Below are 14,308 nucleotides of genomic sequence, written 5' to 3'. Positions count from 1 at the left end.
TAATAATAAAACGCATAATATACCAAGGAAGCCCTTTGCCAGCATCTGTCTATATACCCACCTTAACCCCATCTGAGCCGACCGCGCTGGTCGATGGCTTTGCGCGTGAGCTGACGTATTTGCGCTTGTCAATTACTGATTTTTGTAATTTTCGTTGTGATTACTGCTTGCCGAGTGGCTATCAGGGCAAGCGCTCTAACGATGAACTGAGCGTGGCAGAGATTGATGTGTTGGTACAAGCCTTTGCACGTTTGGGCACAAAAAAGGTGCGTATCACTGGGGGAGAGCCGTCTATTCGTAGTGATGTGCGCGACATTATTGAGTTAATCGCTGCGACAGAGGGTGTTGAAACTGTGGCAATGACCAGTAATGGCTATAAGCTTGGCAAACACCTTCAAGGCTGGCAAGCGGCAGGATTAAACCAGCTCAATATCAGCATGGACAGCTTTGATGCGCAGACATTTGCGCAAATCACAGGTATGAATACTCTACCTGCGCTGCTGCGTGATATGGACACGTTGCTGGAAACCACGGATATTAAGCTAAAAATTAATAGCGTCTTGATGAGTGACACCGTAGCGCAGAATGTCACCGATGCGCTTGATTATGTAAAGACGCGACCTGTAAGCTATCGTTTTATTGAGTTTATGCAAACGAGCGACAACAGTGACTTGTTTTTTGCGCAGCACGCACAGTCTAAAGATGTTATCAATTATCTAGAGCAGCTTGGCTGGCAAGCTATGCCGCGCAGTATTGCCGCAGGCCCCGCAGTGGAATATACGCATCCTGATTATGCGGGGCGTATTGGCGTGATTGCACCGTATGCAGCACACTTTTGCGACAATTGTAATCGTCTGCGTGTTAATTGCCATGGTAAAGTTCATCTGTGCTTGTTTGATAAAGGCAATTTTGATATCCGTGACTATCTGCGTAAGGGCGATGTGACGGGTCTGATTGCAAAGCTACAAGGCCTGATGCCGATAAAGCCTGAGCATCACCATTTGCATGAGCACAATAGCGGTATGATGGACAACTTGTCTGTAATCGGCGGCTAGCTATATTTTTTATTTATCGTTATTTTAACGACCTTTTTTATCACCCCTCATACGGCTAACCAATAATAATATAAAAACCTCAAAAGCCTTATGCTATCGTTTTTATCTTACGCGGACTGTATGCTTACTTATCAAGGATAGGCTATGAATCAAGTTGGGTTTGTTCCCTTACAAATTGCGGTGTTGACCGTATCTGACAGTCGCACATTAGAGCAAGACAAATCAGGACAGTATCTGGCGGACCAAATCATCGAAGCAGGGCATCATCTGGCGGCACGCGCGCTGAGCACCGATGACATCTATCAGACGCGAGCGATTTTAAGCCGCTGGATTGCTGATGAAAATATTCACGCCATTCTCACCACGGGCGGTACAGGATTTTATGAGCGCGACAGTATGCCTGAGGCGGCCAGTGTCTTGTTTGACAAAACCATCGACGGCTTTGGTGAGATGTTTCGCCTATTGTCACTAGAAGATATCGGTATGTCAACCATGCAGTCTCGCGCTATCGGCGGTATGGCAAACGGTACAGGTATCTTTTGTCTGCCAGGCTCAACAGGGGCGTGCCGCACAGGTTGGGAAGGTATTTTAAAAGCTCAGCTCGATAACCGTACGCGTCCATGTAACTTTGTCGCGCACTTTTTGCGTACCAACCCAAGCCATTAATGGCCTCAGTGCCGACTCATTTTAAAACCAACCACAATGTGCCACAACATGAATAATAATTACCAAAATCAGTCATCTAATAATAAGAAGTATGACGACCCTAAGCCAGCCAAAAGTGATACCTCTGCTAATAATAAAACCCTATCGCATCTCGATGCGTCAGGTGATATTCAGATGGTTGACGTCAGTGCTAAGACGCCCAGCGTACGGGTAGCGCGGGCGATGGGTCGAGTGCGTTTTACGCCTGATGTGTATGCAGCGATTAAAGCTGCTGATGGCATGACCAAAAAAGGCAGCATCGCACAAACAGCGCACATTGCAGGTATTATGGCGGCCAAGCGCACGCATGATTTGATACCACTTTGTCATGCGTTGCCGCTTGATAAAGTGCATTTGCAGATTGATTTTAACGATGATAAGTGCGCGCTACACGTGCAATCAGAGGTGAAAGTGACGCACAAAACAGGGGTCGAGATGGAAGCCTTGACCGCTGTCAGCGTGGCATGTTTGACCATTTATGATATGACCAAAGCGCTGTCGCACGATATTGTGATTGATGCGGTGCAGCTCATAAATAAAACAGGCGGTAAATCTGATTATGCGGCAACTGTAGATGACATCAAGCCAGCGAGTACGCAGGAGACCTTATGACCATAACCGCACAAACGCTCGATAACGATAATATTGCAAAGCAAACGAAGGCGACAGACAGTGTGCAGGTTCATATTCTGTATTTTGCCTCACTGGCTGAAGCTGTTGGTCAACATGAAGAAGTCGTCTCTATAGCGCCTGACAGTACCGCGACAGCGTTATATGCCCTTATTCAAGACAAATATCAGCTCACTGAATCGCATCATAAACTACGTGTCGCCGTGAATGATGACTTTGCATCATGGTCAACAGTGATTCATGATGGCGACTGGGTCGCTTTTATTCCCCCTGTGGCGGGAGGTTAGTGTGGTACAGCATTCGGACAATGATACAGTACATGCGCACGCGATGCGTATCGCAGGGAATACCGAGAGCGCCTACCAAACGGCCTATGAAGCTGGCTTTGCTTTATTAGACACGCCCATCGATGAGATGCGTCTCAAAAACAGACTCAATGACGCGCAGTGCGGAGCATTTGCCAGCTTTGAGGGCTGGGTGCGCAATCATAATAATGATACGTCAGTGGAGCGTTTAACCTACTATGGTTACGAAGCGCTGGCGCTCAATCAGGGACGCGACATCATCGCTCGTGCCAAGCAGCGCTTTGATATTGTTGACGCCATTGCGGTACATCGTATTGGTGCCTTGGCTATCGGTGATATGGCGGTATGGATTGGGGTCGTGTCTGCTCATCGCTATCCTGCTTTTGATGCGTGTCGCTGGATACTTGATACCATCAAAGCGGACATTCCTGTGTGGAAACAAGAATACTATACCGATAACCATAGTGAGTGGCTGAGTAATAATGGCTAAGACAAATACAAATAGCACAATTATCAATAAACGCACATATAAGACGCGCCTGTTACTAGGGACAGTGCTGCTGGCAAGTGCCAGTACACTTATAGGCTGTAGCTCACAGGCGTCTAATACAGAAAAAAAAGATGACAGTACAGACATGGCGCACATTCGTATTGCTGCCGCTGCCAATTTAGCAGACGTATTGCCCAAAATTATTGATGAGTATCACCAAGCACAGGTGACGGCGGATACTTTGGGTACTGATATTGAAGTGACATACGCTTCATCGGGTAAGTTATACGCACAAATTGGGGCTGGCGCGCCTTATGATATCTTCTTATCTGCCAATCAAGATTTTCCGCAAAAGCTGGCAGCTACCCATCATGGCAAGATACCATTTAGTTATGCTCGTGGTCAGCTGGCGATCTACAGTGTGACGCAGCCTTTAGGTGCGCCCGATGCGCAAACCTTATCCAAGATACGCAGCACCAGTCTGCCACTGAAACTGACCTTAGCAAACAGCACGCTTGCACCTTATGGCGCGGCTGCTGAGCAATACTTGCAAGCGGCTCTATCTGCACCACTACCAAGTAATGTACGCACGATACAGGCAGAGAACATCGGTCAAACATTCCAATATGTACACAGCGGTAGCGTGGACTATGGTTTTGTCGCGCTGTCGCAGCTAATCGCAACCGATACACCAAAGTCGCAATATACGGTTTTGCCCAGCAGTGCCTATCCTGCTATTTTACAAGACGGTATCGTGCTGTCTGATGACCCTGCGGCGCAAGGGTTTGCGCGCTATTTACAGTCGGCCGAGGCGCAGCGCGTGCTTGAACGCTCAGGATACATACATGCGCCGTAATGGTAAGCAAAGGGTTGGCTGATGGAGACGTCCATACTGGCACAACACTGGTCAGCGGCGCTACTGCCACTATGGGTCAGCCTTAAATTGGCAGCGGTTACGACAGGTTGCTTGCTGTTACTGGGTACACCACTTGCCTATTGGCTGGCACGTGGTAGCCGTCATCAAGGGATACGCCGTATCAAGCTGCTGCTAATGGGCATCATTGCGTTACCCCTTATCTTGCCGCCCACGGTACTGGGGTTTTATCTGCTGCTTTTGATGAGTCCAAACTTTGGTCTTGGTCATTGGCTAACGGCGCATGGCATCCCAAGCTTGGCTTTTAGTTTTACAGGACTGGTTATCGGCTCTATCGTGTACTCCCTACCTTTTTTTGTGCAGCCAGTCTATGCGCAGTTTGCGCGTGTGCCACGCAGTGTTTTTGAGGCCGCAAGCTTATTAGAGCCGCGTCCTTATCGGCGATTTTTGCTGGCGATATTGCCGCAAGCAAGGGTCGGTATATTGTTAGGCGCATTGGTGAGCTTTGCGCACACGATTGGTGAGTTTGGTGTGGTGCTCATGATTGGTGGTAGTATTTCTGGTGAGACAAAAGTAGTGTCTATTGCCATTTATGAGCAAGTCGAGGCATTAAGCTATACCAATGCTCATATATTGTCTGGGCTCTTGATTGTGCTTGCGCTGCTGTTACTAACGCTAATTGCGGCGGTAAGTCGTTATTTGCCCAAACCTTTATAGTAGTAACTAACAACGCCTACAGTTACTGTATACGCGTTATTTTCTCTCTTCTTATTATCGCTATCTTTTTTCCTTACTTTCTATGCTTCATAGCGTAGAAATGCCTTGCGCTGCGTCTACCATTGTGGGGGCTGTGTCTGTAAGTTTATTACTGACCTGATTGATTTGCTGTTGATTACGCGCTTTGACAGCAGTATTGTTATCCGTCCAGGAATGACAGCCTCGGTGGACATCAAAGCCATGGAGCGTACGGTACTATCGTATCTGACCAAGCCAATCACCAAGACATTATCTGAAGGGCTGGGAGAGCGTTAAGTAATCGTATTCATAGTAAAACCACATTAATAAAGAGGATTATGGTATGCTATACGATAATCCTTTTTATTTTATCTGCTTATTTTTGCTCGTTTTTTCTTATTTATTTCTGAATGATGACGCCAAAAATTATGCAGACTGTTACCCAAAGGAATGTCTCATGCAACCACGTATGACTCTCATAGCCTTATTATTGCCTACCGCCACCTTATTAAGTGCGTGTAATCAAAATGAAACACCCAAAACCATTCAAAATATGGCCAATAGCGAAAACGTGACCGAAACGACCGTCACGCCCGCACCTGATGACGATATTATTATGTCCGCAGATACCAATCAGGCACCACAAGATCTCGCGGGCTTAAGCGCGATTGTGTATAAAGATGCCAACTGTGGCTGCTGCGAGCAGTGGGTGGCGTATGCTGGCGAGCATGGTATGAAAACCACGGTACAGCATCCAGCCAACATGGCGCTAACCAAGGACAAGTATGGCGTCCCTGTAGAGGCGCGCTCGTGTCATACTGCTGTGACGAGCGGTGGTTATGTGTTTGAAGGGCATGTCCCTGCCAAATACGTGGCACAGTTTTTAAAAAACCCACCGAGCGAAGCAAAGGGCTTGGCCGTTGCTGGCATGCCATTGGGTAGTCCTGGCATGGAGTTTGAAAACAAATTTGATCCCTATGATGTCCTACAAATCAATAAAGACGGTACAACGCAGGTCTATGTCCACGTTGATAGTGCCAGTCAGCAGATATAGCCAGCTGCGCATATCTGTACCATACGCATACCGCATTATGTTGTTATCGGTAGCGGCTATGTAGCGTTTTTGCTGTTCTTAACCTTTACCACGCTTCATTTGTATTAGCATAAGGCTGTAGACGACATCTGATTGTCATAGCCTGATAATAATAAATAAGGAGTAGATGATGGCACAGGACAGCACATCCACACATCCTATGAACCCTTACGTCAAGTTTACCTTGATGATTGTCACTTCAACCATCGTCATGTATATCATGATGTATTTTAATACCTACGCTTGGGATCATGTTTATTTTAGCGAGACTCGCGCCTATATGGCATTGTATATGGGCGCTGCTATGGCGGTCATTATGCTCGCCTTTATGGGCAACATGTATAAAAAAACCAAGCTTAACCTTGCTGTTTATGGTATCAGCGTCGTATTGTTTGCCGTTGGTATTTGGGGCGTCCGCTCGCAGGCGACGGTAGATCAAGTGGACTGGATGAAGGCGATGATACCGCATCATTCCATTGCTATTTTGACCAGTTCACGTGCTGACATTGAAGATCCGCGTGTGCGTAAACTTGCCGATGACATCATTACCGCTCAAGAGCGTGAAATTGGTGAAATGCAGCAGTTGATTAAAGAGTTGGATAAGTAATTGATTGCTTAGCGCCTGCTTTTATTTGACGAGTGAACGGTTTTAAACGTGAATATCTACGAGCGAATAACAAGGAGAAGTCATGACAACAGAACAACACATCTTAGCCTGTATTAATGGTTCAAACGCAACAGATGCGGTATGCGATTATGCCGCTTGGTACGCCAAAAAATTGGCTTTGCCTGTAGGCTTGCTTCATGTTGATGACGTGCCTGCCTCCAAAATCAAAGAGCTGTCAGAAGCGCTCGGTATTGATAGTGACAATGGCTTGTTAAAAGCCCTGACAGAAAAAGACGAGCAAAAAAGCAATAAAGCAAACCGTCAGAGTGACGCATTAACCATAAATGCCAAACATCATCTAGAGCAATATACGGATGCCGAAGTATATATTCATCAGCACAAAGGAAAACTGCTGCCAGCGATTGAATATTTTAGTGGCCGCACTCGTGCTATTGTCATGGGGCGTCATAGTGAAGACAGTAAAGACAAGGAGATAATCGTCGGCAATCAGATCGAAAACGTCGCCCGCAAAGCCAATGTACCTGTTTTGATTTGCTCTGAGCCTTTTATTGAGCCGAGTTCTTATTTGATTGCGTTTGATGCGAGTGATACAGCACTTAAAGTTACCGATGTTCTTGCCCGTAGTCCGCTACTCAAAAATATGCAGGGGCATATTGTCATGGTTGGTGACCCAGGCAGCTCAGCCAACGCTCGATTGGCCGCTGCGACCGACAAGCTACGTACAGCAGGTTTTCAGATTGAGGCGCATAATGTACCAGAAGTGCCTGTGGTTGATGGTTTGCTTGATTTTCAGACCAAAAATAACATTGATATCATTGTAGTCGGGGCCTATGGTCGACCTAAACTGCAACAGTGGCTGCTTGGCAGTACCACAAAGGAAATCATTGCCAATACGTCATCGCCTATTATGCTCGTACATTAAACATTAGGTTATATTTCGCTAACGACCAGTAGCTAAGTTAGCTGCTAGTCTTTTATTTATGATATTTTATGACACATGGGTCTGTATGGGCAATGTATTGCCGTTTAAACAATGTAGCATCTTTAATACTTATTAACGCGCCAGCCAATCTTTTGTCGTCACCAAATCAATAGCCATAAAATCAAACGCTGCCATGATGGCGGCGTGTACTTGTACAGCAGGGACGTCTATACCGTTAAAGGTTAAGTCCATTGTAGTGCAAGCATCATGAACCACCGTCACCGTATAACCATAATCAAAACCTGCACGCACAGTCGCATCAATACACATGTGACTCATCGCACCGATAACAGTAATGCTGTCAATACCCTTATCATCCAAGATTTGCTTAAGCGGTGTATCGCGAAAGGCGTTGGGGTAATGCTTGGTCAATACCGTTTCACTGTCTTTTGGTTGTACGATAGGATTAATCTGCGCCCCTTTGCTGTTAGGGGTAAACCGCTCGGCATCTTTTGACGCACCCTCATGACGGATATGAATGATGGTATGATCTTTTTGGCGTGCTGCCTTCAAAACGGACGCTGCATTGTCTGCCGCTTCGTGGATATGTACTAACGGCAGCTTTCCGTCGGGAAAATATTCATTTTGAATGTCTACGATGATTAGGGCGTGTGTACTCATAATAGCTCCTTGGGGTGATAAACGTATTGCGATAGAGCTATAGTCTATAAGGTTTATGCCCAGCTAGCGAGGCATCATATCGACATATAAGGGGTTAATAACGACATATGCGTGCAAAAAAAGGCGATTGAAATCGGTGTCGTGATGTATGAAAACGCACAAATGGCTGCCGTGCTCTGTCTGACAGATTTGGGACTGCGGATGGTAGATCGCTTTTTGGGGTCAGAGGTTATGAATGCGACCGCACGTACGCTACTCATTGATCCATAAAGACGCGAACAGTGCTATTACAGCGCATTTTCTCCAATTTTGACACATGGTGATGTGGCGATATTACGCGTCCAACACTGGCTACAAAAAACCAAAGCGAAGGATATGCGTCTGTCGGTATTGGCACAGTGTGCACAACTAGAAGAACGTACGTTTTTGCGGCGCTTTCACAGGGCAACGGGCATGACCTCAAGTCAATACTGTCAGTAGTTACGGATTGGAGAGGCAAAAGATTTATTACAGTTTTCTGTATCACCGATAGAGCAGATTGCGTGGGCGGTAGGATACAGTGACGCCAGTGCATTTTGTAAAATATTTAAGCGCCTTGTCGGTCTGACGCCAAGCGCGTATCGCAACCGATTTATGACGGATAAAACATGATGCTTATCAATGACCATATCCACTTAGCAGAGCACGAGATTGAGATACACGCGACACGCTCGCAAGGGGCAGGTGGTCAAAATGTCAATAAAGTTGCGACCGCCATTCATCTACGCTTTGATATTCCTGCTTCCAGTTTGAGCGATACGATGAAAGGGCGTTTGCTGGCAAGTAAAGATAAACGCATTACCAAAGACGGCGTACTGATTATCAAGGCGCAGCAATACCGCACGCAAGAACAAAACAAGACGGACGCTTATGAGCGCCTGCGCGCTTTTATTCTTGCATCAACACGAGTGAATAAGACGCGCCGGCCGACCAAACCCAGTCGTAATGCCCGACGTCGCCGCATGGACGACAAGACCCAGCGCGGTAAAATCAAAGCGTTGCGCGGTAAGGTAGATATTTAAGTAAAAGGGTATGTTTTTTAACCAAAATTACTTTTGGCTTGATAATTGCTGTCCAAGCTTTATTGCCGCAGCGAGACTGGCGGCCGTTTTTTCAATATTATCATAGCCTTGCGCCAATATATCCTCAATGGGCGCGAGCGTTTGGATGCTGGGCACGACGCAAGTGAACGGCTCAGGCAAGACAGCAATCTTAATATCTACACTGCCACAAATAGCAAGTACAGGCGTATCAAAGGCTTTTGCCAACTGGCTAATACCGCCTGCGACCTTGCCCATTGGTGTTTGGGTATCAAATTTACCTTCACCTGTAATCACCAAATCAGCAGCGATAATGTGTGTTTCTAAATTAAGCTTTTCTGCAATAATATTAAAGCCTGATTGCAATCGTGCACCGCAAAAGCTCAGTAAGGCAAAGCCTAAACCGCCTGCCGCACCAGCGCCTTTCGCGTTTTGGTAATCAGCATAGCCATGCTGCGCGCACATAGTGGCAAAGTGCTGTAAGTTGTCATCCAGCGTCTGCACCTGCTGCGCGTTTGCGCCTTTTTGTGGGGCAAAGACGGCGGATGCTCCTGATTCGCCACATAAGGGATTGGTCACATCGCACGCCACATCAAAGACAGCCTTAGCAACCAAAGGCTCAAAATGCGTGGCATCTATCGTGTGCAAATCTACCAACTGTCCGCCGCCATGCTCAAGAATCATGCCCTTAGCATCCAACAAACGCATGCCAAGTGCCGTCAGCATGCCCATACCCGCATCGTTGGTAGCGCTGCCTCCTAAGCCTAAGATAAAGCGTGTTGCTCCTTTATTCAGCGCATGTTTAATCAGCTCGCCAACGCCATAAGTGCTGGTATGTAATGGATTGCGCTCATTAGTCGCAAGCTGTTGTAGGCCACATGCCTCGGCAGTTTCAATTACTGCTGTGCCATCGGGTAGCAGTAAATACTTTGCTTCAATCGGTCGCATCAATGCATCGTGTACGGTCAAATGTTGCCAACTGCCGCCCAAGGCATAAGACAAAACAACGGCGGTTCCTTCACCGCCATCTGCCATCGGCAGCAAGGTATAGTGAGCATCGGGGAAGCTGCGCGCAAAGCCTGCACGGATAGCGCGGCATACATCTTGTGCCTCTAGACTTTCTTTAAACGAATCGGGAGCGATTAATACATTCATGGTGGACTCTGTTACGGTAGGGCATAAGGTGGAATTTTATGATGTCTTTGCCAATGTACCGTATTTCACCGTCCAGTCAATGGTTGTATGCTAAGAAATAAAACATAAGTCGGTATGTTCGCAATGGCTTGTCTTGATTTTTTGCGATATCACTTTTATGCTAAAAATAAATGGATGCTGGCAAGCTAAAAAAAAGATAGTATAAAAGGTAGACAATATAAAAGCAGTGCTAATAAAAATAACCTTAAAAATCTGCGTAAAAGCCATGTAAAAACTCATGTCACTTGCGCAGCATAATAACAATACCTAACAAAAGGAGCGCCTATGATAGCCAATACACAAAAGCCCCATATTCTCGCCTGTATTGATGGCTCGCAGACCACTGAGTCCGTCTGTGATCATGCGGCATGGTACGCCAATCAGCTGTCGCTCCCTGTCGCGCTACTGCACACCAGTGAACTGCCCAGCAGCACACGTCAAGACTGGTCAGGGGCGATCGGGGTCAATAGCCGTGAGTTTTTGTTAGAGGAGTTGACCGAGATTGACGAGCAGCGCGCCAAAGTTATTAACCGCTATAGCAATGCGCTCATTGATGATGCCAAACAATACATCAAAACCAACTATCCTGATGTTGAGGTCTTAGTCTATCAGCGTCATGGCAAGCTACTACCAGCCATTGAGCATTTTGGCGAAACCAATCGCGTTATCGTCATGGGTAGACGCGGCGAAGACCATCGCAACAGCCGACTTAACATCGGCAGTCAGATTGAAACGGTCGCGCGCGCGGTGCATACTCCTGTGTTTATTTGTTCCGAAACCTTTAGCACCCCACAGTCATACATGATTGCTTTTGACGCTGGCGAGACTGCTCAAAAAATTATCAAAGTCATCCAAGACAGCCCGTTATTGCGTGACCTAGCGGGGCACATCGTGATGATAGGGCGACACAACGATGCGGCAAAAGAGCGGTTGGAAGAAGCAGGGCGACTGCTCAAAATGTCGGGCTTTCGTGTGCAGACGCATCATCTGCCTGATGGTGTGGTGGTTGATGGCTTATTGTCATTCCAAGTACAAAACAATATTGATATTCTCGTCATCGGTGCGTATGGGCACAGTAAGTGGCAGCAATTCTTTTTAGGCAGCAGTACAACTGAGATTATCGCCAGCACTTTTGCTTCGGTGATTTTGGTGCGTTAGAGTTTTCAATAGATATGAAGCTAAAAAAAGCGAAATCGATGAGGGTCTCGCTTTGTTACGCAAGACAAAAGGACTCATAATCTTGTGGTTAAATACTTTTTAGACGCTTAAAATAAAGCTTAACCATTAGGTGGAGATGTTGGGCTTTGACCCCGCGTCATTGTACTTTACTGCAAATTGAGTTCGCGCAAAATTTGCGACAACTGCTGACTATATTTTATTCAACTATAAGCAATGCTTAATTACACCAACACATAACGCCAGAGCATAAATAAGCCCATCGCTACCATCATAATATTTTCGGTCAAGTACACAAAGCCCAAAGGCACGTTTGAACCACCACCCACGCACGCGCATTTTAGCTCACGCTTATCGATCGATATACACCGCCTTAAATACCGATACGCCATTGACGCCCCAATTCATGGCAAGGCTTAACAGCGCTGTTGTCGCAAAAATCGCAACGACAGGTATGTAAGTCACGCTTTCAGGCTTTGCTTTGGGCATGTCAAAGTAGGTGCGCAAATCATCATAGCCGCCGATACGCTTGCCATCAATGATGGTCTGCGGTGTGGTCTCAACACCAAACCTTTCTTTAATAGCGTCGGTCTCTTCTCTTGTGGTTAAGTGTTTGTCATCTACTTCGTAGCCGTGGCGTTTTAACAAGTCTAAAGATTTCAGCCCAAAAGGACAAAGGTGTTTTTCCATTACCATACGGTACAGTGTGGCTTGTTTTCTGACTTGTGCTGACATAAGACCTCCCGAGTCGGTTGGTATTTTTTATTTGGACTTAACTATATTTTCAATCATACATCAATATATTTTTGTAATAAAAAATATGGTCTAGTTATTAGGATGCTACTGTGTAATAGGATCCAGTGTTACTGTATATCCTATAAACAAAGCAAATTCATCATTATAGTACTCTCGCTTTGGCAAAAAATTTATATTGACAATGGTATCTTCTTTCCAGAAAGTATAAGGTTTTTCTTGCTCTAGTACGTAAATGTCCCCAGTGTTATAGTTGTATATGAAAAAATCTATTGCGTCTAATCCATTCTCTTTTTTATATACACTTTTCGGTATTGTAATATTTATTCTGTCTCTGTATTCTCCTATATAAATAATATGTTTTAAAGAATTAGAATATAGACTTATTTTAGAATCTTTAGGAGGGTTAATGCTGTGAAATATTATTTCAACTGTTTCTTTATTTTTTTTATCTATACTTTCTTTATATTCATAATTGCTATTTTTTTCATACTTTTCTATATTAAAAATTTTTTCATAAGTTTCTTGGCTATGATTAAATACTTTCATGTTTTTTTCACCTTTATACAAGATAATTATAGAAATTATTAATAAAACTGAGAACGAGTATATTAAGATATTCTTGTTTTTCATAATTAGCTCTATTCTAGAACTTTGATAGGTTGCTATTTTTTACGGAATATTGCCATATGTGAGGGTAGTCCTGCGGGAGTGCCAGCAGCTGTTGGTAAATTCTGACCACCATTATTGCGCCAAAGCGCATATCCATTTGTCCCCTCACCTCGAGCTCCAGAAACGAAAGGAATACCGTTTTCTGCTAATCCATCATGTTTCAATGCTTGATAATTATTTGATAAGTCCAAAATAGCAGAGTCAGAAAAATTTTGACGTTTTTCTTTGAGTAATGCAACTATCGATGATGATTCGCTTTTATTCCTTATGATTTCAGCATATGACGTACGCTTATAATAGGCGTGCACTTCAATACTGAAATGATCTGCTATTCTTTGTGCTAGACTGTTCTCTGGTTCTGCTTCCGACAAGTCATTATAATTGTCTTTCGCTCTTAATAAGAAAGAATCAGAAATACCAGTCCTGCAAGCGTAGGAGTAGAGTTTTCCAGATGCAACGAAAGCGCTAGACGGGATAGATGTTAGATCGGAAACTTCTAAATTAACTTTTGGTTTGCTATCCAAATTCATTGTTATTATGCCGTTTAATCCATGGCAGAAAAATGCAACATCCTGAATTTTAAAAGATTTTCTATTATTTTTTAGGGTATTTATTAAATCTTCTTTGCTATTAATTGCTTTAAAATCTACTAAATCAGCATGGATACTATTTTCCAACCATTCTATTGCAAGTTTTTCTGCATGTGTGTAACCGTTGTTCATATACGCGATAGTAGCTTTATTACATTTTCTGAATTTTGAGCTACGAATAAAAGGGTACGCTGCTGCTACAAACATCATCTTCCACCAAAAGCTATCATAGTGCATTTCTGACCCTATAAAAATAATATTTTCAGTTTTTGGTACTTTAACTGTAACAGATTTTCTATTCTTATTGCTTTTTTTACTTGTTTTAGAAGTACCTAGACGCTGCCAGTTATCTACAGTTCTATTTGTCATTAGAATAATACCTCTATAATCAACTCTTCAATTTCATAACTATCTACTACCTGTGTTCGCCCTTTTTCGTCTGTCATACCTGTTATGATGCTTTCATCAGGCTTGATTATTCTATAATGACAGTTGGGGACAGGCATTTGGGTATCCTCATCTATAACAACAAAACCCTCATCGTATGCAATTCTTAGATTGTTATCGGTTTCAATCATATTTTTAGGCAACCCCGCCAACCCAAGCCCATCCATTCCGCCACCCGCTTTACTGTGCTTACCTGCCTTTTCTGTAAACTGATTGGCACTGATGGTAATATTCGCGCCCTCTAAGACGATGCTAGCACCGCCTGCTGTCAGCGTGATT

Annotated in this window: 19 protein-coding genes and 2 pseudogenes; 15 read left to right on the top strand and 6 right to left on the bottom strand. The window is 44.7% G+C overall.

Annotated features, from left to right (window positions below; all coding sequences use genetic code 11):
• Window positions 1-35 precede the first annotated feature (35 nt).
• The 11 genes and pseudogenes from moaA (at window position 36) to JIE71_RS06135 (ending at window position 7,437) form a co-directional block, all read left to right on the top strand.
• Window positions 36-1,055, top strand: a complete 1,020-nt coding sequence (gene moaA, locus JIE71_RS06185; protein ID WP_206767423.1) for a GTP 3',8-cyclase MoaA — start codon at window positions 36-38, stop codon at window positions 1,053-1,055.
• A gap of 144 nt (window positions 1,056-1,199) precedes the next feature.
• The gene (gene moaB, locus JIE71_RS06180; protein ID WP_199507865.1) at window positions 1,200-1,721 is read left to right on the top strand and encodes a molybdenum cofactor biosynthesis protein B; all 522 of its coding nucleotides are present in this window, start codon (window positions 1,200-1,202) and stop codon (window positions 1,719-1,721) included.
• A gap of 48 nt (window positions 1,722-1,769) precedes the next feature.
• Window positions 1,770-2,372, top strand: a complete 603-nt coding sequence (gene moaC, locus JIE71_RS06175; protein ID WP_199507864.1) for a cyclic pyranopterin monophosphate synthase MoaC — start codon at window positions 1,770-1,772, stop codon at window positions 2,370-2,372.
• On the top strand, window positions 2,369-2,677 hold the full coding sequence (moaD, locus tag JIE71_RS06170) for a molybdopterin converting factor subunit 1 (RefSeq protein WP_199507863.1): 309 nt from the start codon (window positions 2,369-2,371) through the stop codon (window positions 2,675-2,677). The genes moaC and moaD overlap by 4 nt, the downstream gene beginning before the upstream one ends.
• 43 nt (window positions 2,678-2,720) lie before the next feature.
• Window positions 2,721-3,185: a molybdenum cofactor biosynthesis protein MoaE gene (locus tag JIE71_RS06165; protein ID WP_228284568.1), complete on the top strand. Its 465-nt coding sequence runs from the start codon at window positions 2,721-2,723 to the stop codon at window positions 3,183-3,185.
• A complete protein-coding gene (modA, locus tag JIE71_RS06160) occupies window positions 3,178-4,041 on the top strand; it encodes a molybdate ABC transporter substrate-binding protein (protein ID WP_199507862.1) in 864 nt (287 codons plus the stop codon). The genes JIE71_RS06165 and modA overlap by 8 nt, the downstream gene beginning before the upstream one ends.
• A 21-nt stretch (window positions 4,042-4,062) precedes the next feature.
• The gene (gene modB, locus JIE71_RS06155) at window positions 4,063-4,776 is read left to right on the top strand and encodes a molybdate ABC transporter permease subunit (protein WP_199507861.1); all 714 of its coding nucleotides are present in this window, start codon (window positions 4,063-4,065) and stop codon (window positions 4,774-4,776) included.
• A 195-nt stretch (window positions 4,777-4,971) separates the two neighbouring features.
• Window positions 4,972-5,091: pseudogene (locus JIE71_RS06150) on the top strand (secretion protein); the annotation flags it as partial.
• 160 nt (window positions 5,092-5,251) lie between these two features.
• Window positions 5,252-5,848: a DUF411 domain-containing protein gene (locus JIE71_RS06145; protein WP_199507860.1), complete on the top strand. Its 597-nt coding sequence runs from the start codon at window positions 5,252-5,254 to the stop codon at window positions 5,846-5,848.
• A gap of 169 nt (window positions 5,849-6,017) precedes the next feature.
• The gene (locus JIE71_RS06140; protein WP_228284564.1) at window positions 6,018-6,494 is read left to right on the top strand and encodes a DUF305 domain-containing protein; all 477 of its coding nucleotides are present in this window, start codon (window positions 6,018-6,020) and stop codon (window positions 6,492-6,494) included.
• A gap of 82 nt (window positions 6,495-6,576) precedes the next feature.
• A complete protein-coding gene (locus JIE71_RS06135; RefSeq protein ID WP_199507859.1) occupies window positions 6,577-7,437 on the top strand; it encodes a universal stress protein in 861 nt (286 codons plus the stop codon).
• Between the two features lie 132 nt (window positions 7,438-7,569).
• Here JIE71_RS06135 and JIE71_RS06130 read toward each other — a convergent pair whose 3' ends face one another.
• Window positions 7,570-8,118, bottom strand: coding sequence for a cysteine hydrolase family protein (locus JIE71_RS06130; protein WP_199507858.1), 549 nt, complete (start codon window positions 8,116-8,118; stop codon window positions 7,570-7,572).
• 111 nt (window positions 8,119-8,229) lie between these two features.
• Between JIE71_RS06130 and JIE71_RS12425 the strand changes: the two genes are divergently transcribed.
• The 3 genes from JIE71_RS12425 to arfB all read left to right on the top strand — a co-directional run bounded on the left by JIE71_RS12425 (window position 8,230) and on the right by arfB (window position 9,179).
• Window positions 8,230-8,388, top strand: coding sequence for a hypothetical protein (locus JIE71_RS12425; RefSeq protein WP_228284563.1), 159 nt, complete (start codon window positions 8,230-8,232; stop codon window positions 8,386-8,388).
• Between the two features lie 216 nt (window positions 8,389-8,604).
• Window positions 8,605-8,769 carry an AraC family transcriptional regulator gene (locus JIE71_RS12420; protein WP_323126915.1) on the top strand — a complete coding sequence of 55 codons (165 nt, stop codon included), beginning with the start codon at window positions 8,605-8,607 and terminating at the stop codon, window positions 8,767-8,769.
• Window positions 8,766-9,179, top strand: a complete 414-nt coding sequence (arfB, locus tag JIE71_RS06120) for an alternative ribosome rescue aminoacyl-tRNA hydrolase ArfB (protein ID WP_199507857.1) — start codon at window positions 8,766-8,768, stop codon at window positions 9,177-9,179. Before JIE71_RS12420 ends, arfB begins: the two co-directional genes overlap by 4 nt.
• A 27-nt stretch (window positions 9,180-9,206) precedes the next feature.
• Here arfB and JIE71_RS06115 read toward each other — a convergent pair whose 3' ends face one another.
• Window positions 9,207-10,352, bottom strand: a complete 1,146-nt coding sequence (locus JIE71_RS06115; RefSeq protein ID WP_199507856.1) for a glycerate kinase — start codon at window positions 10,350-10,352, stop codon at window positions 9,207-9,209.
• Window positions 10,353-10,676: 324 nt separating this feature from the next.
• Between JIE71_RS06115 and JIE71_RS06110 the strand changes: the two genes are divergently transcribed.
• Window positions 10,677-11,549: a universal stress protein gene (locus tag JIE71_RS06110; protein WP_199507855.1), complete on the top strand. Its 873-nt coding sequence runs from the start codon at window positions 10,677-10,679 to the stop codon at window positions 11,547-11,549.
• Between the two features lie 369 nt (window positions 11,550-11,918).
• Here JIE71_RS06110 and JIE71_RS06105 read toward each other — a convergent pair whose 3' ends face one another.
• The 4 genes and pseudogenes from JIE71_RS06105 to JIE71_RS06090 all read right to left on the bottom strand — a co-directional run.
• Window positions 11,919-12,302, bottom strand: a complete 384-nt coding sequence (locus JIE71_RS06105) for a glutaredoxin (protein ID WP_228284562.1) — start codon at window positions 12,300-12,302, stop codon at window positions 11,919-11,921.
• 105 nt (window positions 12,303-12,407) lie between these two features.
• A complete protein-coding gene (locus JIE71_RS06100; protein WP_199507854.1) occupies window positions 12,408-12,869 on the bottom strand; it encodes a hypothetical protein in 462 nt (153 codons plus the stop codon).
• Window positions 12,870-12,985: 116 nt separating this feature from the next.
• Window positions 12,986-13,951 carry a hypothetical protein gene (locus tag JIE71_RS06095; RefSeq protein ID WP_199507853.1) on the bottom strand — a complete coding sequence of 322 codons (966 nt, stop codon included), beginning with the start codon at window positions 13,949-13,951 and terminating at the stop codon, window positions 12,986-12,988.
• A pseudogene (locus tag JIE71_RS06090) lies at window positions 13,951-14,308 on the bottom strand (hypothetical protein); the annotation flags it as partial. The gene JIE71_RS06095 and the pseudogene JIE71_RS06090, both read right to left, overlap by 1 nt.

The sequence above is a fragment of the Psychrobacter sp. bablab_jr014 genome, from assembly GCF_016464015.1.
Lineage (GTDB): Bacteria > Pseudomonadota > Gammaproteobacteria > Pseudomonadales > Moraxellaceae > Psychrobacter.
Note: the sequence above shows the minus strand (reverse complement) of the source record. Positions and strands in the feature narration are given on the sequence as shown.

Coding starts and splice junctions, on each gene's coding strand:
- moaB (WP_199507865.1), top strand. CDS start 1,200: ATGAATCAAGTTGGGTTTGTTCCCTTACAAATTGCGGTGTTGACCGTA.
- moaC (WP_199507864.1), top strand. CDS start 1,770: ATGAATAATAATTACCAAAATCAGTCATCTAATAATAAGAAGTATGAC.
- moaD (WP_199507863.1), top strand. CDS start 2,369: ATGACCATAACCGCACAAACGCTCGATAACGATAATATTGCAAAGCAA.
- JIE71_RS06165 (WP_228284568.1), top strand. CDS start 2,721: ATGCGTATCGCAGGGAATACCGAGAGCGCCTACCAAACGGCCTATGAA.
- modA (WP_199507862.1), top strand. CDS start 3,178: ATGGCTAAGACAAATACAAATAGCACAATTATCAATAAACGCACATAT.
- modB (WP_199507861.1), top strand. CDS start 4,063: ATGGAGACGTCCATACTGGCACAACACTGGTCAGCGGCGCTACTGCCA.
- JIE71_RS06145 (WP_199507860.1), top strand. CDS start 5,252: ATGCAACCACGTATGACTCTCATAGCCTTATTATTGCCTACCGCCACC.
- JIE71_RS06140 (WP_228284564.1), top strand. CDS start 6,018: ATGGCACAGGACAGCACATCCACACATCCTATGAACCCTTACGTCAAG.
- JIE71_RS06135 (WP_199507859.1), top strand. CDS start 6,577: ATGACAACAGAACAACACATCTTAGCCTGTATTAATGGTTCAAACGCA.
- JIE71_RS06130 (WP_199507858.1), bottom strand. CDS start 8,118: ATGAGTACACACGCCCTAATCATCGTAGACATTCAAAATGAATATTTT.
- arfB (WP_199507857.1), top strand. CDS start 8,766: ATGATGCTTATCAATGACCATATCCACTTAGCAGAGCACGAGATTGAG.
- JIE71_RS06115 (WP_199507856.1), bottom strand. CDS start 10,352: ATGAATGTATTAATCGCTCCCGATTCGTTTAAAGAAAGTCTAGAGGCA.
- JIE71_RS06110 (WP_199507855.1), top strand. CDS start 10,677: ATGATAGCCAATACACAAAAGCCCCATATTCTCGCCTGTATTGATGGC.
- JIE71_RS06105 (WP_228284562.1), bottom strand. CDS start 12,302: ATGTCAGCACAAGTCAGAAAACAAGCCACACTGTACCGTATGGTAATG.
- JIE71_RS06100 (WP_199507854.1), bottom strand. CDS start 12,869: ATGAAAGTATTTAATCATAGCCAAGAAACTTATGAAAAAATTTTTAAT.
- JIE71_RS06095 (WP_199507853.1), bottom strand. CDS start 13,951: ATGACAAATAGAACTGTAGATAACTGGCAGCGTCTAGGTACTTCTAAA.